Origin of the sequence: Trinickia terrae, from assembly GCF_005144415.1 — a bacterium.
GTDB classification, from domain to species: domain Bacteria; phylum Pseudomonadota; class Gammaproteobacteria; order Burkholderiales; family Burkholderiaceae; genus Trinickia_A; species Trinickia_A terrae.
On sequence record NZ_SWJE01000003.1, the window covers coordinates 255107 to 274696 of the forward strand.

A 19590-nucleotide genomic window follows, 5' to 3' on the forward strand; every position below is an offset into this window, starting at 1 on the left:
GCGATGCAACTGCGACTTGACGCGCTCGAAGCGCATCTCGCGAAGGGGCTGGCCGGCCTCTACGTCGTGTACGGCGACGAGCACCTGCTCGCGCAGGAAGCGTGCGACCGCATCCGCGCGGCGGCGCGCGCCGCCGGTTTTACCGATCGCTCGGTGTTCACCGTCGAGCGCGGCTTCGACTGGAGCTCGCTGCTTGGCGCGAGCCAGTCGATGTCGCTGTTCGGCGACCGGCAGCTCGTCGAGCTGCGCATTCCGTCCGGCAAGCCCGGCAAGGACGGTGCCGACGCGCTGAAGACGCTCGCCTCGGCCGGCAACCCCGACGTCCTCACGCTCGTCACGCTGCCGCGGCTCGATGCGGCGACGCAGAAAGCCGCCTGGTTCACCGCGCTCGCCGACGCGGGCGTGGCGCTCAAGATCGATCCTGTCGAGCGCGCGCAGCTGCCGAACTGGGTGGGGCAGCGCCTCGCGCAGCAAGGCCAGCGTGTGGCCGCGGGCGAGGAAGGTCGGCGCGCGCTGCAGTTCATCGCGGAGCGCGTCGAGGGCAATCTGCTTGCGGCGCATCAGGAAATTCAGAAGCTCGGGCTGCTCTATCCGCAAGGCGTGCTGAGCTTCGAGCAGGTGCAGGATGCCGTGCTCAATGTCGCGCGCTACGACGTCTTCAAGCTCAACGAGGCGATGCTCGCGGGCGATGTCGGCCGGCTGGCGCGGATGCTGGACGGCCTGAAGGGGGAGGGCGAGGCCGCCGTGCTCGTGCTGTGGGCGATCGTCGAGGAACTGCGCACGCTCCTGCGCATCAAGCGCGGCGTCGAGGCGGGCAAGCCGCTCGCGATGCTGCTGCGCGAGAACCGCGTCTGGGGGCCGCGCGAACGGCTTGTCGGGCCGGCGCTGTCGCGTGTGACCGAAAGCGCGCTGGAAAAAGCGCTGTCGCTCGCCGCGCGTCTCGATCGCCAGGTCAAGGGCCTGTCCGGCTCGAACGGCGACCGCCGCAACGACCCGCCGCCCAACCCGTGGGACGGCTTGTTCGAGCTGGCGATGACCGTTGCGGCGCCGGGCAGGGCCGCAACGCCGCCGTCCGGCATGCCGCCGCGCCCGGCTGCGCGCCGCGCGGCCTAGCGTCCGTTACCGGCGCGAGCGGAACGCATCGCGCCACGCTACAATCGATTCCTATTCAGATTCCATTGCTGGCGTATAGGTGAATTGCGTCGCGATAAGCGGCATCGCCTGAGCGCCATCTATTTCGGCATTTCGGCAATTTGCATGCACGTGCCCATGCGCCTTTCTTCGGCACGACGAGAATCACCATGGATATCGACGACTACATGACCGGCCTCGGCCGCCGGGCACGCCAGGCATCGCGCGCGATGGCGCGCGCCTCGACCGCGGCGAAGAACGCCGCCCTCGAAGCCGTGGCGCGCGGAATCGAGCGCGACGCTCAATGGCTCAAGGAAGCGAACGCCCGCGACGTCGCGCGCGCCCGCGACAAAGGCCACGACGCCGCTTTCATCGATCGCCTGACGCTTTCCGACAAAGCCCTGAAGACGATGGTCGAGGGCCTGCGCCAAGTGGCGTCGCTGGCCGATCCGATCGGCGAGATCAGCAACCTGAAGTACCGTCCGAGCGGCATCCAGGTTGGCCAGATGCGCGTGCCGCTCGGCGTGATCGGGATCATCTACGAATCGCGTCCGAACGTGACCATCGACGCAGCGGCGCTGTGCCTGAAGTCCGGCAACGCGACGATCCTGCGCGGCGGCTCCGAGGCGCTCGAGTGCAACACGGCGCTCGCGAAGCTGATCGGCGAAGGGCTCGCCGCGGCCGGTTTGCCGCAGGACGCGGTGCAGGTCGTCGAGACGGCCGACCGAGCGGCGGTCGGCAAGCTGATTACGATGACCGAATACGTCGACGTGATCGTGCCGCGCGGCGGCAAGAGCCTGATCGCGCGCCTCATCGAAGAGGCCCGCGTGCCGATGATCAAGCACCTCGACGGCATTTGCCACGTCTACGTCGACGACCGCGCGGATCTCGCGAAGGCGCTGACGGTCTGCGATAACGCGAAGACGCATCGCTACGGCACCTGCAACACGATGGAGACGTTGCTCGTGGCAAGCGATATCGCGGCTCGAGTGCTGCCGCCGCTCGGCGCGCTGTATGCGGAGAAGGGCGTAGAGCTGCGCGTCGATCCGGAGGCGCGCAAGGTGCTGAGCGGCGCGCCGGGCATTGCTCCGAGCTTGCTCGTCGACGCGACCGAAGAGGATTGGCGCACCGAGTACCTGGCGCCGGTTCTCGCGATCAAGATCGTCGACGGCCTCGACGAGGCGATCGAGCACATCAACACGTACGGCTCGGCGCACACCGATGCGATCGTGACCGAAGACCACGATCGCGCGATGCGCTTCCTGCGCGAAGTCGATTCGGCGAGCGTGATGGTCAACGCCTCGACGCGTTTTGCCGACGGCTTCGAATACGGCCTCGGCGCGGAAATCGGCATTTCCAATGACAAGCTCCACGCGCGCGGGCCGGTGGGGCTCGACGGGCTCACTTCGCTGAAGTACGTCGTGCTCGGGCACGGTGAAGGGCGTCAATAATAACGAGACCAAGACCATCCGATGCTCTGGATCAAAACCTTTCACATCGTCCTCATCGCTTCCTGGTTTGCCGGTCTGTTCTACCTGCCGCGCATCTTCGTGAATCTCGCCATGGAGACGGAGCCTGCCGCGGTGCGGCGGCTTCTCACGATGGCGCGCAAGCTCTATCGCTTCATGACGCTCATTGCCGTGCCGGCGATTGCGTGCGGACTATGGCTGTGGCTTGTGATTGGCATCGGCCGCGGGGAGGGCTGGATGCACGCGAAGCTCGGCGTGGTAGTTCTGCTCGTGATCTATCACGCGTATTGCGGGCATTTGCTGGCCGTATTCGAGCGCGGCGAGAACCGTCGCTCGGACAAGTGGTATCGCTTTTTCAACGAGCTGCCCGTGCTGGGCATGCTCGCTGCGGTGGCGTTGGTGGTGCTCAAGCCGTTTTGAGGCGGTATTGGCGTCACGCCGCGAATCCAAAAGTTCTGCGGCGCGTTGCTTTTTAAGAGTAGTCCGATTTCTCAAATCCTACCCCATCCTTATATTGGTGCCTGGCCAATTTGATTGGATATCTAATCAATCTGTCCGCCCCTTCAATCTGAGCGGCTGATTCCATTCGATCGTACCGGTTGCTATTGCACTATTCGTCAGTGCGCCGCAATAGCCGGATCAATTGTTTTTTATCGCACGGCGGCGCTTCGCCGCCGTGCGTGCTGGTAATTCCATTGAATGATCGAGGGCCGTGTTTGTCACGTTCTGTGACATTTATTTAGGATGGCATAATGAATAAAAAATATCGTGTTAGCCAAAATTTGACTGGCCGCTTGTCGCCGGCTGCGCCAAGGGCGGCCAAGGGAGGGCGGGGCGGCGCCGCGGTTAGGCTGCTGGGTACGGTGTTGATTGCTGTATCGGGATTGGCGGGTTGGGTGCCCTCGGCGTCTGCTATCGGCACGTTTTATATGAACGATGGAACAGACAGGAACTGCGTACAGATTGTGGATGGGGGCGCGGGGACGAGTGATTTCCGGTCCCCTGTAACCAGTGCAAACTGTAACGTTACGAGTGCAGCAGGCATTTCCGAGCTGGGAGGCATGGTTCTCAACGGCAACGGCCTGTTCCTGAACAACAAGATGCAGATCAACGGCACGATGAGCTTGAGCAACAACAAGCTCATCGATCTGGCTCCCGGTACGGCTGACACGGATGGCGTGAACGTTGCGCAATTGCGCGGGGTGTTGGCGGGCTTGGGCGGCGGCGCTGGAATCGATGCGAACGGTAATGTCATTCCGCCCAGCTACAGCATCGGCGGAAACGCTTACAACAACGTCGGCGATGCGCTCAAGAATCTCGACGATCGCGTGACGGCGAACACAAATGCAGTGACGGCGAACACAAATGCAATCAACAACGCGAATCAGCAGATCGATGCCGTCAACCAGCGCGTGACCGACGTTCAAGCAACGGCAAACCAGTACGTTTCGGTCAATTCGACGAATGCGGCCGCTTCGGCGACGGGTTCGGGCGCCGTCGCGATCGGCGGCGGGTCGCAGGCGAGCGGCGCCAACTCGACGGCGATAGGTGAAGGCGCGCAGGCGAGCGGCAACAACTCGACAGCGATCGGCGAAGGCGCGCAGGCAACGGCGAATAACGCGGTTGCGCTCGGCGCCGGTTCGGTCGCCGACCAGGAGAAAACCGTCTCCGTCGGCTCCGCCGGCAACGAGCGCCGCATCACGAATGTCGACAACGGCGTGGCGCCAACCGACGCCGTGAACATGCGCCAGTTCCAGGACGGCATCGCCTCGGTCGCCCGCGCGGCGTACAGCGGCGTCGCGGCAGCCACCGCACTGACGATGATCCCCGACGTCGATCCGGGCAAGACGATCGCCGTCGGCATCGGCACGGCGAACTTCAAGGGCTATCAGGCGGCAGCTGTCGGTGCATCGGCGCGCGTGACGCCGAACCTGAAGCTGAAAGTCGGCGCGGGCATGAGCGCTGCCGGCACGACGGTCGGCGGCGGCGCGTCGTATCAGTGGTGATGCGTGCCGGCGCGTCGGCGCCGCGAGCGTGGTGAATGGCCTCGAAAGCATTTCTCCGCGTTTCGGCTGGCCGGCGTGCCGTGTCGAAACAAAACGGGCTGCCCCGAATTCGGGCAGCCCGTTTTGCATCAGGGGATCGATCAGCGCGAAAGCAATCCCGCGGCGAGCCGATCGCTCGTCAGTCCTCCATTCCAATTCGCCGCCGCGTGATCGTTTCCTTCGCCTTGCCGAGCCTGTCGACGAGATCGGGCCCGCGCCGCAGCGCGACGCCCACCGCGAGGATGTCCCCGATTGCGAGATGCGACATGCGCGACGTCATCGGCGAAAACACATCCGCTTCCTCGGCGATGTTCGCCGAAAGGCTGACAGTCGCGATTTGCGCAAGCGGCGAGTTGCTATGCGTGATCGCGATGACCTTCGCGCCGCATGCGAGCGCCGAGCGGGCGGCGTCGACGATATCGCGCGTGCGGCCGGTGTTCGAGATCGTCACGACCACGTCCCCGTCGCCCAGCAGCGCCGCCGACATCGAATAGGTATGCGGATCGGCATAAGCGACGCTCGGTATGCCCAGCCGGAAGAACTTGTGCTGGATGTCCTGTGCGGCGATCCCCGAGCCGCCCGCGCCGTAGAACTCGATGCGCGTCGCGCGTGCGAGCAGCTCGATCGCAGTCGCGATGCTGTCCGCCGACAGGCTGTTGCGCACTTCGATCAACGCACCGATGGTCCGGTCGAAGACCTTCGCGACGACGCCCGGCGCCGGCTCGTCCGGACGCACGTCCCGATACACCGACGGCACGCCGTGCGCGATGCTCTGCGCGAGCCGGATCTTGAATTCGCGAAATCCGCTGCAGCCGAGCGCGTGGCAGAAGCGCGCGATGGTCGGCTGGCTGACGTCGGCGCGTTGAGCAAGTTCGGTCATCGCGAGATCGAGCACTTCACGTGGCGCGTCGACCACGTAGTCGGCCAGTTTGCGTTCGGATGGGCGCAATTGGGCGCGCATCGCTTCGATTCGAGAGAGCATGGCGAGGGTGGCCGCGCGCGGCGCGGCGAAGGGAAATCGTTCGGTAGAGTATCGCTGTTTTGATGTAGAAAATCTACATATCTTGATGTGGCAGACTCACTGGAACAGAGCCAGTCCCGATGTGTGATTGTGCAATGCACAAGTAGCGATTGAGCGGAAAGCCCATCCAGGCCGGACGACATCGGCCAGAATTTCTCCCGCAATCCCCTCTCTCCCTCATTGCTTGCTTGTAGTTTTTCTACTAAACTCCGCAAGTCCGATCGAACTTGTGGACGTCCCCGCGATCCCACCTACTCGCGCGCCTCACCGCTGCGCGGTCTTTCAGGAGCGTCTTTCCATGACCTCGCCGCATTCCACGCTGACCACGGTCACCAAACGCATCGTCGAACGCAGCAAGCCGACGCGCTCGGCCTACCTTGCGCGCATCGACGCGGCGCAAGGCCGGTTCCCGGCGCGCGGCGCGCTCTCGTGCGCGAATCTCGCGCACGGCTTCGCGGGCCTCGAAGGCAACGACAAGCTCGTGATCAAGCAGATCCGCCAGCCGAACATCGGCATCGTGTCCGCTTACAACGAAATGCTTTCGGCGCATGCGCCGTACAAGACTTATCCCGACATCATCAAGGAAGCCGCCCGCGAAAGCGGCGGCGTCGCGCAGTTCGCGGGCGGTGTGCCGGCGATGTGCGACGGCGTCACGCAGGGCAACGCGGGTATGGAGCTGTCCCTGTTTTCGCGCGAAGTGATCGCCATGAGCACGGCGGTCGCGCTCACGCACAACATGTTCGACGCCGCGCTGTGCCTCGGCATCTGCGACAAGATCGTGCCTGGCCTTTTGATCGGCGCGCTGCAGTTCGGCCATCTGCCGACGATCTTCGTGCCAGCAGGCCCCATGACGAGCGGCCTCTCGAACGACGACAAGGCCAAGATCCGCCAGCAATTCGCGACCGGCAAGGTGGGTCGCGACGCGCTGCTCGAGGCGGAATCGGCGGCTTACCACGGGCACGGCACCTGCACGTTCTACGGCACCGCCAACAGCAACCAGATGTTGATGGAAGTGATGGGCCTGCACCTGCCGGGCTCGGCCTTCGTCCACCCGCACACGCCGCTGCGCGACGCGCTGACCGCGGAGGCGGCGCGCCGCGTGCTCGACCTGACGGCCGAGCGCGGCAACTACACGCCGATCGGCCACGTGATCGACGAAAAGGCGATCGTCAACGGCATCGTCGCGCTGCTCGCGACGGGCGGCTCGACCAACCACACGCTGCACCTCGTCGCGATTGCGCGCGCGGCCGGCATCCTGATCGACTGGGACGATTTCGACACGCTCTCGCAAGCGGTGCCGCTCCTCGCCAAGATCTACCCGAACGGCAAGGCCGACGTGAACCACTACCATGCGGCCGGCGGCATGGCGTTTCTGGTCCGCAATCTGCTGGAAGGCGGCCTGATGCACGACGACGTGACGACGGTCGCAGGCAAGGGCCTCGCGCGCTACACCGAGGAGCCGAAGCTGATCGATGGCCAGTTGAAGTGGGTGCCGGGCGTGGCCGAAAGCGGCGACGCCAACGTGCTGCGTCCGATCGGCGAGCCGTTCCAGCCGGATGGCGGCCTGCGCCTGATGCAGGGCAAGCTGGGCCGCGGCGTGATCAAGATTTCGGCGGTCTCGCCCGATCACAGAAAGGTGAAGGCGCCGGCGATCGTCTTCGATTCGCAGGAGGCCGTGCAGGAAGCGTTCGACAATGGCGAGCTGAAGCGCGATTTCGTCGCCGTGGTTCGCTTCCAGGGTGCGCGCGCGAACGGGATGCCCGAGCTGCATCGCCTGACGCCGCTGCTCGGCGTGCTGCAGGACCAGGGCTTCCACGTCGCGCTCGTCACCGACGGGCGCATGTCGGGCGCATCGGGCAAGGTGCCGGCGGTCATCCACGTCTCGCCCGAGGCGCTGCTCGGCGGGCCGCTTGGGCGAATGCGCACCGGCGATACGATCGTCATCGACGCCGAAGCGGGCGTCCTCGACATCGAGATCGATGCCGCCGAGTGGGATGCGCGCGAAGTCGAAGCGCCTGCCCATCAGGCAGAAAACGAAGTCGGCTTCGGCCGCGAATTGTTCGGCGTCTTCCGGTCGGCCGCGGCGCCAGCGGAAATGGGCGCTTCGGTGTTCGGTCCGCTCGTCGGCGAGACGGCCGATCGACTTGTTCACGTACAGCAATAAGGAGTCTTGCAAATGAAGACGGTAAGCGAAATCGTACGTCTGGGTCCCGTGATTCCGGTGCTGGCGTTCGACTCGGCCGAGCAGGGCGAGCACGTTTCGCGCGCGCTGCACGCGGGCGGCGTGAAGGTGCTCGAAATCACGCTGCGCACCGAGGCCGGCCTGCAAGCGATCGAGCGGGCGAGCCAGTTGGCGCCGGATATCGTGGTCGGCGTCGGCACGATCACGAGGCCCGAGCAGTGCGCGCTCGCGAAGAAGGCCGGCGCGCAGTTCGGCGTGTCGCCGGGGCTCACGAAGGACATCCACCAGGCTGCGGTGGACGCCGGCCTGCCGCTCCTGCCCGGCGTGATGACGCCGTCGGACATCATCGTCGCGCTCGAGCTCGGCTACGAGATCGTCAAGTTCTTCCCGGCGCAGCAGGCGGGCGGCGTGCCGATGCTGCAAGCGTTCCAGGGGCCGTTCCCGACGCTCAAGTTCTGCCCGACGGGCGGCATCACCGCCGAATCGGCGCCGACCTTCCTCGCGCTGCCGAACGTGGTCTGCGTGGGCGGCTCGTGGCTGACGCCGAAGGCCGCGCTCGCGGCGCAAAACTGGGACGAAGTGACCCGCCTCGCACACGCCGCCACCGAGCTGGCCGCACACCGCAGCTAATCCCGCTTGCCTCGAGGCCTGCGATCCGTATCGGCAGGCCTCGCCCCCGTCTTATCTCAAAACCCTCGTCAAACGCGCAAATTGCGCAGTTCGATGAGGGTTTTCGCTTATGGAACCGGTTCTATCGCTGACGATTAAACAAAAGTAGAATGCAACGTCCGCGCGCCGGGAGGCGCGGCCCGTTGTACGCTAGGGGCCGACAACGCTTCGCATGCCGGCCGAATAATCAAAAGGAGGAGCTTCATGGGAACTGTCCAAGGCAGCACGCTGCTGGTCTACACGGTGATCGCCATCGCGGCGCTGATCCTCTTGATCGCGCGCTACAAGGTTTACCCGTTCCTGGTCCTGATCATCGTTTCGCTGCTGCTCGGTCTGGCGGTCGGTATGCCGATGGACAAGATCGTGAAGTCGTTCGAAACCGGCACGGGCGGCACGCTCGGCCACATTGCGATCGTGGTCGGTCTCGGCACGATGCTCGGCAAGATGATGGCGGAGTCGGGCGGCGCGGAGCGCATCGCGACGACGCTCATCAACTGGTTCGGCGAGAAGAACATCCACTGGGCGATGATGTTCGTCGCGATCATCGTCGGCCTGCCGGTGTTCTTCGAGGTCGGCTTCGTGCTCTTGATCCCGATCGCGTTCAACGTCGCGAAGCGCACGGGCAAGTCGCTGCTGCTCGTCGGCCTGCCGATGGTGGCGGGGCTTTCCGTCGTCCACGGGCTGATCCCGCCGCACCCGGCTGCGCTGCTGGCCGTGCAGGCGTACGGCGCCGATATCGGCAAGACCATTGCGTACGGCCTCATCATCGGCGTGCCGACGGCGATCGTCGCCGGTCCGCTCTTCGCGCTGCTCGTCCATCGTCAGGTGAAGCTGCCGGAGAACAATCCGCTCGCCGCGCAGTTCGTCGAGACGCATGCTCAGGGTGGGCAGCGTGAATTGCCCGGCTTCGGCGTCACGCTGTTCACGATCCTGCTGCCGGTGATCCTGATGCTCGTCGGCAGCTGGGCCGATCTCGTCTTCACGCCGAAGACGCTCGCCAACAACCTGCTGCACTTCGTCGGGAACTCCGATGTCGCGCTCCTGATCGCGGTGCTGGTCAGCTTCTGGACGTTTGGCGTGCGGCGCGGCTTCAATCGCGACCAGATCCAGAAGTTCTGCAGCGAGTGCCTGGCGCCGATCGCGGGGATCACGCTGATCGTCGGCGCGGGCGGCGGTTTCGGCGGCGTGCTGCGCGATAGCGGCATTTCGAGCCAGATCGTCGAGACGGCGAAACACGCGCATCTCTCGCCGCTGATGCTCGGCTGGCTCGTGGCGGCGTTGATCCGGCTCGCGACGGGCTCGGCCACCGTGGCGATGACGACCGCTTGCGGTGTCGTCGCGCCGATCGCCTCCGCGAGCGGCATCGTGGTGAAGCCCGAGCTGCTCGTGCTCGCGACGGGCTCGGGCTCTCTGATCTTCTCGCACGTGAACGACGGCGGTTTCTGGCTGATCAAGGAATACTTCGGGATGACGGTCGGACAGACCTTCAAGACGTGGTCGCTGTGCGAAACCATCATCTCGCTGTTGGGTTTGGGTCTGACCTTCGCGCTGGCGACGGTGCTCTAAGGCGTTTCAGGAAGTTTCAGGAGCAGGGCATGATTTTCATCGTGATGGGTGTGTCGGGCGCGGGCAAGACGCGGATTGGCGAACTGCTGGCGGAGCGCCTGTCGTGCAGCTTCACCGACGGCGATGCGTTTCACAGCGAGGCCAACAAGGAGAAGATGCACCGCGGCATCCCGCTGACCGACGACGACCGCTGGCCATGGCTCAGGACGATTCGCGCGGCGATCGAGGCGAAGGAGCGTGCGGGCGAGACGGCGGTGTTCACCTGCTCGTCGCTCAAGCGTTCGTATCGCGACATCCTGCGCGGCGGCGATCCAGATGTTCGCTTTGTCTATCTGAAGGGCACGTTCGACGTGCTGAAGGCGCGGCTCGGCGCGCGCAGCGGCCACTTCTTCAATTCGTCGCTGCTTGAGAGCCAGCTTGATACGCTCGAGGAGCCGGGGCCGGACGAAGCGATCGAGGTGAGCATTGATCTGACGCCGGAGCAGATGGTCGATAGCGTGATCGCGCAGACTGAGTTTTGAGATTGCTCATCTCGGATTAGATGCCTAAACCTTGGTAGAACAAATCGAATGACTGTCGAATCCAAGCATCTCGATGCTGCCCATTCCGGGCGGCCAATAGGGGATGTTCATGAAGATACGGGCAGTCAACAAGTATTTGATCGGCGGTACAGCGATGCTCATGTTCGCGGCATCGGCGGGTTTTGCAGCAGGTGTCGATTCGGAACCGAAAGACCCCTTGATGTTTGCCAGCGGAGGAATGGGCAAAGACTCGGATTCGGCGTACCTGCGGCAGGCTCGCTATCACTACAACGTACACCTGACGTTTGTGAACAAGAACGGAGCTTACCAATCCGGTGTTCATGTCCGGCTTGTCAACGCCAAGGGCGAGGTGATCGTAGATGCGATTTCGAAAGGACCGCTTTTCTACGTTCGTCCGCCCTATAGCTTGCCATCTAGCCACTACAAGCTGATCGTGTCGAAGGATGGAAAATCGCGGCAGTACGACATCGACGTTGGCGATAAGCTCGTGAGCCTGCGCATCGCACTCTGACCGCCGAATCGCCCATCGTGGCGATCGAGCGAGCGTTCTTCGGAATGCCGCTTACTCGCATTGCTTCAGCTTGCTTCAGAAAAAAAACCGTTCAGCGCGTGGCTGAACGGCATTTGCACTGCCCGGCGTTTTTTCGCCTGATTCGCTCAGCCGATCCGCTTCGCCAGCTCCACCGCCTTGCCGACATACGAAGCCGGCGTCATCGCCAGAAGGCGCTCCTTCGCATCGGCCGGAATCGCCAGGCCGCCGATGAACTGCTGCAGCGCCTCGCGCGTGATGCCCTTGCCGCGCGTCAGCTCCTTCAATTGCTCGTACGGGTTCTCGATGCCGTAGCGGCGCATCACGGTCTGCACCGGCTCGGCGAGCACTTCCCAGCAGTTGTCGAGGTCTTCGTTCAAACGTTGCGGATTGACTTCGAGCTTGTCGAGGCCGCGGTTGAGCGCGTCGTAGGCGAGCAGCGAGTAGCCGAACGCCACGCCCATGTTGCGCAGCACGGTCGAATCGGTGAGGTCGCGCTGCCAGCGCGACACCGGCAGCTTGTCGGCGAGGTGGCGCAGCGTCGCGTTCGCGAGGCCGAGGTTGCCTTCGGAGTTCTCGAAGTCGATCGGGTTGACCTTGTGCGGCATCGTCGACGAGCCGATCTCGCCGGCCTTGGTCTTCTGCTTGAAGTAGCCAAGCGAGATGTAGCCCCAGACGTCGCGGTCGAGATCGAGCAGGATCGTGTTCGCGCGCGCGATCGAGTCGAACAGCTCGGCCATGTAGTCGTGCGGCTCGATCTGGATCGTGTACGGATTGAAGGTGAGCTTCAGGCGCTGCTCCACGACTTCGCGCGAGAACGCTTCCCAGTCGAACTCCGGATACGCCGACAGGTGCGCGTTGAAGTTGCCGACCGCGCCGTTCATCTTGCCGAGCAGCTGGACCTGCGCGATGCGCTCGATCGCGCGTGCAAGGCGCGCGGCGACGTTGGCGATTTCCTTGCCGAGCGTGGTCGGGCTGGCGGGCTGGCCGTGCGTGCGGGAGAGCATCGGCTGCTCCGCATGCGCATGCGCGAGCGCGACGAGGCGCTGGTGCACCGAGCGCAGCGCCGGCAGGATCACGTGCTCGCGCGCGCCGGCGAGCATCAGGCCGTGCGAGGTGTTATTGATGTCTTCCGAGGTGCACGCGAAGTGGATGAACTCGCTCGCGCGCTCGAGCTCCGGCTGGCCCTTCACCGATTCCTTGAGCCAGTATTCGACGGCCTTCACGTCGTGGTTCGTGACGCGCTCGATATCTTTGATGCGTGCGGCGTCGTGCGCGGTGAAGCGCTCGACGAGCTGCAGCAGGAACTGCTCGGACGCCTCCGAGAAGCGCGGCACTTCGGCGAAGCCGGCGCGCGACAGCGCGATCAGCCAGTGGACCTCGACCGTCACGCGGTGGCGCATGAACGCGGCTTCGGAGAGCCAGTCGCGCAGCGCTTCGGTCTTGGCGGCGTAGCGGCCGTCGAGCGGCGACAGGGCGGTGAGGGCGAAGAGGGTGTCGGGGCGGGTGTCGGACATGATGAGGGCGGGATGGCTCGATAGCCAGTTCGAACAGGGGAGAACCGCGAATTTTACCACTGGCGCGTGTCGCGGCCCGCGGCGCGACAAGGTGCGGCGTTGCCCGCGGCCGCGCCGGTAAAATGCCGGCTTCGCTGCTCATTGCATCGCCCGCATTCGCAAAGGTCCGCATGGAACTGAAATGGCTCGAAGACTTCGTATCGCTCGCGGAGACGCGCAGCTTCAGCCGCTCGGCCGAGCTGCGGCACGTCACGCAGCCGGCGTTCTCGCGGCGCATCCAGGCGCTCGAGGCGTGGCTCGGCACCGAGCTCATCGACCGTTCCGTGTATCCGACGCGCCTCACGTCCGCAGGCCAGGTGTTCTACGAGCAGGCGCTCACGATGCTGTCGCAGTTCCGCGAGGCGCGCACGGTGCTGCGCGGCCATAGCGGCGCGCCGGCCGCGACGATCGAGTTCGCGGTGCCGCATACGCTCTCGCTCACGTATTTCCCGCGCTGGCTGCATCGCATCGAGGCGCAGATGGGGCAGGTGCACGCGCGCCTGCGGGCGCTCAATGTGCACGACGCGGTGTTGTCGCTCGTCGAGGGCGGCTGCGACCTCGTGATGGGCTATCACCATCCGAGCCATCCGATCGCGCTCGACCCGGCGCGCTACGACACGCTGACGCTCGGCACCGAGCCGATCAGCCCGTTCTCCGCGCCGTCGCGCCCGGGGCGCGCGCGCTACACGCTGCCCGGCACGCCAGAGGCGCCCGTGCCCTACCTCTCGTACACGCCGAACGCCTACCTCGGGCGCATGACCGAAGTCATCATCGCCAACGCGTCGGCGCGGCTCTACCTGAACCGCGTCTACGAGACCGACATGGCCGAAGGGCTGAAGGCGATGGCGCTGGCCGGCCACGGCGTCGCGTTCCTGCCGCACAGCGCGGTCGAGGACGCCGTCGCCAACGGCAAGCTGATCCGCCTCGATCGCGCGACGCGCGGCTCGTCCGGCAATCCGTTCACGCTGACGATGGAGATCCGCCTCTATCGCGACAAGCTCGCAGCGGCCGGCGACGATCCGCGTCAGGCACTCGTGCGGCGCCTGTGGGACGTCGTCGCTGCGGAGCTGACGCAGCAGCAGAGCGCGTAGTTCGCCGTTTCGCGCCGCGGCGGACGCGCACAAGCCTCGGGTTATCGTTATGCATAAAAAACATAATCGGATAATGAATCGGCATTGGATTTCAGAAATCGCCTTCCCGACAATGGCGCTCACCTGTTGACCGTCGGAGATTTCATGTCTTCCCAACTGCAGTCCTCGTCCGCTGCGCAATCCATTCCCTCGTATCTGCATAGCGACGATCTCGGCCCCTGGGGCAACTATCTGCAACAAGTCGATCGCGTCGCGCCGTACCTCGGTTCGCTGTCGCGCTGGCTCGAAACGCTGAAGCGTCCGAAGCGCATCCTCGTCGTCGACGTGCCTATCGAGCTCGACAACGGCACGGTCGCCCACTTCGAGGGCTACCGCGTGCAGCACAACGTGTCGCGCGGCCCGGGCAAGGGCGGCGTGCGCTACCACCAGGACGTGACGCTTTCCGAAGTGATGGCGCTGTCCGCGTGGATGTCGGTGAAGAACGCCGCAGTGAACGTGCCGTACGGCGGCGCGAAGGGCGGTATCCGCGTCGACCCGCGCAAGCTGTCGCGCGGCGAGCTCGAGCGCGTGACGCGCCGCTACACGAGCGAAATCGGCATCATCATCGGACCGAATACCGACATTCCCGCGCCGGACGTGAACACGAACGAGCAGATCATGGCGTGGATGATGGACACCTTCTCGATGAACCAGGGCCAGACGGCCACGGGCGTCGTGACCGGCAAGCCGATCTCGCTCGGCGGCTCGCTCGGCCGCAAGGAAGCGACCGGCCGCGGCGTGTTCGTGGTGGGCACCGAAGCGGCGCGCCGCACCGGTCTCTCGATCGAAGGCGCGCGCGTTGCGGTGCAGGGCTTCGGCAACGTCGGCGGCATCGCGGCGCGTCTGTTCCAGGAAGCCGGCGCGAAGATCATCGCCGTGCAGGACCACACCGGCTCGCTCTACAAGTCGTCGGGCATCGATGCCGCGGCGCTGCTCGAGCACGTCGCCAAGACCGGCGGCGTGGGCGGTTTCTCGGGCGCCGAGCCGCTCGCGAACGACGAGTTCTGGACGGTCGAGACCGACATCCTGATCCCCGCCGCGCTCGAAAACCAGATCACGGAAAAGAACGCGTCGAAGATCAAGACGAAGATCATCGTGGAAGGCGCGAACGGCCCGACCACGACGGCAGCCGACGACATCCTGCGCGACAAGGGGGTGCTCGTGATCCCCGACGTGGTCGCGAACGCCGGCGGCGTGACGGTCTCGTACTTCGAGTGGGTCCAGGACTTCTCGAGCTTCTTCTGGACCGAAGAGGAGATCAACCAGCGTCTCGAGCGCGTGATGCGCGAAGCGTTCGCCGCGGTGTGGCAAGTGGCGAGCGAGAACAACGTGTCCGTGCGCACAGCGGCGTTCATCGTCGCGTGCAAGCGGATCCTGATGGCGCGCGAAATGCGCGGCCTGTACCCCTGATCCCCTTCTGATCGAAAGATCAGTTCCTACCGGCGCGGTCCACAAGACCGCGCTAGCACCTGAGAGGCGGGCGGCATCGATGAGATGCCGCCCGTTTTTTTATTTCTCATGCTCCCCGGCATACAGGTCTACCTTTCGATTGATCATATTTAATCTTTCAATATTTTTACTTTTGCTAAACTTGAAAGATTCCAGCCAAGGAGAGACCAGAAATGAAGACTAAACAAGCTGCATGGGTGCTGGTGGCGTTGGGACTCGTCGCGGGCGGCGCGCACGCCCAGGATGCCGGGACGCTGAAGAAAATCAAGGACACGGGCGTGATCTCGCTCGGCCACCGCGAGTCGTCGATCCCGTTTTCCTACTACGACGACAAGCAGAACGTGATCGGCTATTCGTATGAGTTTCAGATGAAGGTGGTCGACGCCGTCAAGAAGAAGCTCAACTTGCCGAACCTGAAGGTCAAGATGACGCCGGTCACCTCGCAAAACCGGATTCCGCTCGTGCAGAACGGCACCGTCGACATCGAGTGCGGCTCCACGACCAACAACGTCGAACGCCAGCAGCAGGCGGCCTTCTCGAACACGATTTTCGTGGTCGGCACGCGCCTGATGACGAAGAAGGATTCCGGCATCAAGGACTTCCCCGACCTGAAGGGCAAGACCGTCGTGACGACGGCGGGCACCACGTCGGAGCGCCTGTTGCGCAAGATGAACCAGGACAAGAACCTGGGGATGAACATCATCAGCGCGAAGGACCACGGCGATTCCTTCCTGACGCTGGAAACGGGCCGCGCGGTGGCGTTCATGATGGACGACGCGCTGCTCGCCGGCGAGCGCGCCAAGTCGAAGACCCCCGACCAGTACGTGATCGTCGGCACGCCGCAGTCGCGCGAAGCATACGGCTGCATGATGCGCAAGAACGATCCCGAGTTCAAAAGGGTGATCGACGAGGCGATCGCGCAGGTCGAAACGTCCGGCGAAGCCGACAAGATCTACCAGCGCTGGTTCGAATCGCCGATTCCGCCGAAGGGCCTCAACCTGAACTTCCCCGAGAGCGAGGACATCAAGGCGCTCTTCAAGAGCCCGAACGACAAGGCGATCGACTAACTATCGCTGGACCATGCGTTGAACGAGACGGAAGGGGGTGAAGGCCTCTCCCGTCTCTTTTTTTGGAGTCTCGTCATGTCCTATCACTGGAACTGGGGCATTCTGCTGAGCCCGGTCTCCACCGGCGAGCCGACCACCTACCTGGGCTGGCTGCTGTCCGGGCTCTGGGTCACGGTCAGCGTGTCGCTCGTGGCGTGGGTGATCGCGCTCGTCGTCGGGTCGTTCTTCGGTGTGCTGCGCACTGTGCCGAACCGGCGGCTCGCGGCGATCGGCACGGTCTATGTCGCGATCTTTCGCAACATCCCGCTGATCGTGCAGTTCTTCATCTGGTATCTCGTCGTGCCGGAGCTGCTGCCGGCGTCGGCCGGCACTTGGTTCAAGCAATTGCCGCCGGGCGTGCAGTTCTTCTCGGCGTCGATCGTCTGTCTCGGGCTGTTCACGTCGGCGCGGGTGTGCGAGCAGGTGCGCTCGGGCATCGAAGCGCTCCCGCGCGGGCAGCGCGCGGCCGGTCTCGCGATGGGCTTCACCGAATGGCAGACCTATCGCTACGTGCTGCTGCCGGTCTCCTACCGGATCATCGTGCCGCCGCTCACGTCCGAGTTTCTCAACATCTTCAAGAACTCAGCTGTGGCCTCGACGATCGGCCTGCTCGACCTGTCCGCGCAGGCCCGCCAGCTCGTCGACTACACGGCGCAAGCCTATGAGTCGTTCATCGCGGTGACGCTCGCCTACGTGCTTGTCAACCTCGTCGTGATGAATCTCATGCGCTGGATCGAGCGCCGCACCCGGCTGCCCGGCTACATCGGAGGCAAGTAATGCATCATTTCGACTGGAGTGGCATTCCCGGGGCGCTGCCGACGCTGTGGACCGGCGCCGTCGTCACCTTCAAGATCACCGTGTTGGCGATCGTCGTCGGCATCGTTTGGGGCACCGTGCTCGCGATCATGCGGCTGTCGAGCGTCAAGCCGCTGCAATGGTTCGCACACGGCTACGTGACGGTGTTCCGCTCGATCCCGCTCGTCATGGTTCTGCTGTGGTTTTTTTTGATCGTCCCGCAGGTGTTGCAGAATGTGCTCGGGCTCTCGCCTGACATCGACATCCGCCTTGCCTCCGCTATGGTGGCGTTTTCGCTGTTCGAAGCCGCGTATTACTCCGAGATCATCCGGGCCGGCATTCAGGCGGTGCCGCGCGGGCAGCTTAACGCGTCGTTCGCGCTCGGCATGAGCTACGCGCAGGCGATGCGGCTCGTGGTGCTGCCGCAGGCGTTTCGCGCGATGGTCCCACTGCTCTTGACGCAGGCGATCGTGCTGTTTCAGGACACGTCGCTCGTCTACGTGATCAGCCTCGCTGATTTCTTCCGCACGGCAACGAATATTGGCGACCGCGACGGTTCCATCGTCGAGATGGTACTGTTCGCCGGTGCGTGCTATTTCGTGATTTGCGTGATCGCGTCGAGCCTCGTCAAAGGTCTTCAGAAAAAGGTCGCAAGATGATTTCTATCAAGAACGTATCGAAGTGGTACGGTCACTTTCAGGTGCTGACCGACTGCACGACGGAAGTGAAAAAAGGTGAGGTGGTGGTGGTGTGCGGGCCGTCGGGGTCCGGCAAGTCGACGCTCATCAAGACCGTGAACGGCCTCGAGCCGTTCCAGCGGGGCGAGATTCTGGTCGATGGGCAGTCCGTCGGCGACAAGAAGACCAACCTCTCGAAGCTGCGCTCGAAGGTCGGCATGGTGTTCCAGCACTTCGAGCTGTTTCCGCACCTGTCGATCGTCGAGAACCTGACGCTCGCGCAGATCAAGGTGCTCGGCCGCTCGAAGGACGAAGCCACCGAGAAAGGGTTCAAGCTGCTCGATCGCGTCGGGCTCAAGGCGCATGCGGAGAAGTTTCCGGGGCAGCTCTCGGGTGGCCAGCAGCAGCGCGTGGCGATTGCGCGGGCGCTGTCGATGGACCCGATCGCGATGCTGTTCGACGAGCCGACTTCGGCGCTCGACCCCGAGATGATCAACGAGGTGCTCGACGTGATGGTCGAGCTCGCGCAGGAAGGCATGACGATGATGTGCGTGACGCACGAAATGGGCTTCGCGAAGAAGGTCGCCCATCGCGTCATCTTCATGGACAAGGGGATCATCGTCGAGGACGATCGCAAGGAGGATTTCTTCGCGAACCCCAAGTCGGACCGGGCGAAGGATTTTCTGGCGAAGATCCTGCATTGAGCGGGTGGCCGCCGCGCCGCAAAACGAAAAAGCCGCGCTCTTCAGCAGACGCGGCTTTTTTGCGTGAGGCGCTGGCAGCAGGCTAGCGAGGGATCACGATTCGTACGCGGCGGCGTCGTCCGATTCGATATCGAGCTCGGCTGGCGTTGGCAGCATCGACGCCGACGCCGTTTCGTCGCACGCCGGATTGCGCGCCTTGTCGAGCACGAACTGCGGCACGGGGATGTGGGTCCGCGCGACGACTTCGCCGTGCTGGAACATCAGCAGGTCGCCCGGCCGGAATGCGGTCCAGACTTCGTCGTCGGTCAGCGGCTGCGTGGCGATGACCGCAACGCGATCTTCGGGCGTCGTGTACTTCGCGAAATCGATCGACATGTCGGCATCGATCAGATGCGCCGTCGAAAACGGCCAGCTGCGCACCAAGTAATGCAGATGCGTCGAGCAATGCGCGAAGAGCGCTTGCCCGTTCGACATCAGGAAATTGAACACGCCGTATTGCGTGATCTCACGCGTGAGCTCTCCGAGCACCGCGAACAACTCGGGAAGCGGCGGCTGCGAGCCGGGAAACGCCGCACGCAGGCCTTGCATCAGCGCGCAGAACGCGGTTTCGCTATCGGTGGTGCCGACCGGCTGATACACGCCGTTCATCTCCGGCTGGTAGTCCTTCAAGTCGCCGTTGTGCGCGAAGATCCAGTGGCGCCCCCACAGCTCGCGCATGAACGGGTGGCAGTTTTCGAGCAGGATGTGCCCCTGCGTCGCCTTGCGGATGTGCGCGATCGTATTTTTCGACTTGATCGGGTAGCGCTTGACCATCTCGGCGATCGGCGAGGTGGCCGACGATTGATGATCGATGAAGAGGCGGCAGGCCTTGTCTTCGAAGAACGCGATGCCCCAGCCGTCCGCATGATGGTCGGTGACGCCGCCGCGCGCCGCGAAGCCGGTGAAAGAGAACGTGACGTCCGTCGGCGCGGCGCAGTTCATTCCGAGAAGTTGGCACATGGTGCGGATAAGGCGGAGCG

The 19590-nt window shown here is 64.1% G+C and carries 17 protein-coding genes and 2 pseudogenes; 16 read left to right on the plus strand and 3 right to left on the minus strand.

Annotated features, from left to right (window positions below):
* The first annotated feature begins 3 nt into the window (after window positions 1-3).
* The 5 genes and pseudogenes from holA to FAZ69_RS34535 form a co-directional block, all read left to right on the plus strand.
* On the plus strand, window positions 4-1113 hold the full coding sequence (gene holA, locus FAZ69_RS06425) for a DNA polymerase III subunit delta (protein WP_136893114.1): 1110 nt from the start codon (window positions 4-6) through the stop codon (window positions 1111-1113).
* Between the two features lie 188 nt (window positions 1114-1301).
* A complete protein-coding gene (locus tag FAZ69_RS06430; RefSeq protein ID WP_136893115.1) occupies window positions 1302-2582 on the plus strand; it encodes a glutamate-5-semialdehyde dehydrogenase in 1281 nt (426 codons plus the stop codon).
* Window positions 2583-2603: 21 nt separating this feature from the next.
* Complete coding sequence (locus tag FAZ69_RS06435) at window positions 2604-3020, plus strand: CopD family protein (RefSeq protein ID WP_136893116.1); 417 nt, start codon at window positions 2604-2606, stop codon at window positions 3018-3020.
* A gap of 698 nt (window positions 3021-3718) precedes the next feature.
* Window positions 3719-3838: pseudogene (locus FAZ69_RS34530) on the plus strand (hypothetical protein); the annotation flags it as partial.
* Window positions 3839-4066: 228 nt separating this feature from the next.
* Window positions 4067-4606, plus strand: a pseudogene (locus tag FAZ69_RS34535) (YadA family autotransporter adhesin); the annotation flags it as partial.
* Between the two features lie 178 nt (window positions 4607-4784).
* Here the strand turns inward: FAZ69_RS34535 and FAZ69_RS06445 are convergent.
* Entirely contained in the window at window positions 4785-5627 is an 843-nt protein-coding gene (locus tag FAZ69_RS06445) for a MurR/RpiR family transcriptional regulator (protein ID WP_136893118.1), read from the minus strand.
* Window positions 5628-5964: 337 nt separating this feature from the next.
* On the opposite strand from FAZ69_RS06445, the gene edd reads away from it, so the two are divergent.
* The 5 genes from edd (at window position 5965) to FAZ69_RS06470 (ending at window position 11136) form a co-directional block, all read left to right on the plus strand.
* The gene (gene edd, locus FAZ69_RS06450) at window positions 5965-7830 is read left to right on the plus strand and encodes a phosphogluconate dehydratase (RefSeq protein WP_136893119.1); all 1866 of its coding nucleotides are present in this window, start codon (window positions 5965-5967) and stop codon (window positions 7828-7830) included.
* 12 nt (window positions 7831-7842) lie between these two features.
* On the plus strand, window positions 7843-8478 hold the full coding sequence (gene eda / locus FAZ69_RS06455; RefSeq protein ID WP_136893120.1) for a bifunctional 4-hydroxy-2-oxoglutarate aldolase/2-dehydro-3-deoxy-phosphogluconate aldolase: 636 nt from the start codon (window positions 7843-7845) through the stop codon (window positions 8476-8478).
* Window positions 8479-8721: 243 nt separating this feature from the next.
* Entirely contained in the window at window positions 8722-10083 is a 1362-nt protein-coding gene (locus FAZ69_RS06460) for a GntT/GntP/DsdX family permease (RefSeq protein WP_136893121.1), read from the plus strand.
* Window positions 10084-10112: 29 nt separating this feature from the next.
* Window positions 10113-10604, plus strand: coding sequence for a gluconokinase (locus tag FAZ69_RS06465; protein WP_136893122.1), 492 nt, complete (start codon window positions 10113-10115; stop codon window positions 10602-10604).
* Between the two features lie 109 nt (window positions 10605-10713).
* Window positions 10714-11136, plus strand: a complete 423-nt coding sequence (locus tag FAZ69_RS06470) for a hypothetical protein (RefSeq protein WP_136893123.1) — start codon at window positions 10714-10716, stop codon at window positions 11134-11136.
* Window positions 11137-11282: 146 nt separating this feature from the next.
* Here FAZ69_RS06470 and purB read toward each other — a convergent pair whose 3' ends face one another.
* A complete protein-coding gene (gene purB / locus FAZ69_RS06475; protein ID WP_136893124.1) occupies window positions 11283-12671 on the minus strand; it encodes an adenylosuccinate lyase in 1389 nt (462 codons plus the stop codon).
* Between the two features lie 170 nt (window positions 12672-12841).
* On the opposite strand from purB, the gene FAZ69_RS06480 reads away from it, so the two are divergent.
* The 6 genes from FAZ69_RS06480 (at window position 12842) to FAZ69_RS06505 (ending at window position 18571) form a co-directional block, all read left to right on the plus strand.
* On the plus strand, window positions 12842-13801 hold the full coding sequence (locus FAZ69_RS06480) for a LysR substrate-binding domain-containing protein (protein ID WP_136893125.1): 960 nt from the start codon (window positions 12842-12844) through the stop codon (window positions 13799-13801).
* A 144-nt stretch (window positions 13802-13945) separates the two neighbouring features.
* Window positions 13946-15250: a Glu/Leu/Phe/Val family dehydrogenase gene (locus FAZ69_RS06485; protein WP_136893126.1), complete on the plus strand. Its 1305-nt coding sequence runs from the start codon at window positions 13946-13948 to the stop codon at window positions 15248-15250.
* Between the two features lie 212 nt (window positions 15251-15462).
* The gene (locus tag FAZ69_RS06490) at window positions 15463-16356 is read left to right on the plus strand and encodes a glutamate/aspartate ABC transporter substrate-binding protein (protein WP_136893127.1); all 894 of its coding nucleotides are present in this window, start codon (window positions 15463-15465) and stop codon (window positions 16354-16356) included.
* A gap of 75 nt (window positions 16357-16431) precedes the next feature.
* Complete coding sequence (locus FAZ69_RS06495) at window positions 16432-17172, plus strand: amino acid ABC transporter permease (RefSeq protein ID WP_136893128.1); 741 nt, start codon at window positions 16432-16434, stop codon at window positions 17170-17172.
* A complete protein-coding gene (gene gltK / locus FAZ69_RS06500) occupies window positions 17172-17849 on the plus strand; it encodes a glutamate/aspartate ABC transporter permease GltK (protein WP_136893129.1) in 678 nt (225 codons plus the stop codon). The genes FAZ69_RS06495 and gltK overlap by 1 nt, the downstream gene beginning before the upstream one ends.
* Entirely contained in the window at window positions 17846-18571 is a 726-nt protein-coding gene (locus FAZ69_RS06505; RefSeq protein ID WP_136893130.1) for an amino acid ABC transporter ATP-binding protein, read from the plus strand. The genes gltK and FAZ69_RS06505 overlap by 4 nt, the downstream gene beginning before the upstream one ends.
* Window positions 18572-18664: 93 nt before the next feature.
* On the opposite strand, the gene FAZ69_RS06510 is transcribed toward FAZ69_RS06505, so the two are convergent.
* Complete coding sequence (locus FAZ69_RS06510; RefSeq protein WP_136893131.1) at window positions 18665-19570, minus strand: class II glutamine amidotransferase; 906 nt, start codon at window positions 19568-19570, stop codon at window positions 18665-18667.
* Between the last annotated feature and the right edge of the window lie 20 nt (window positions 19571-19590).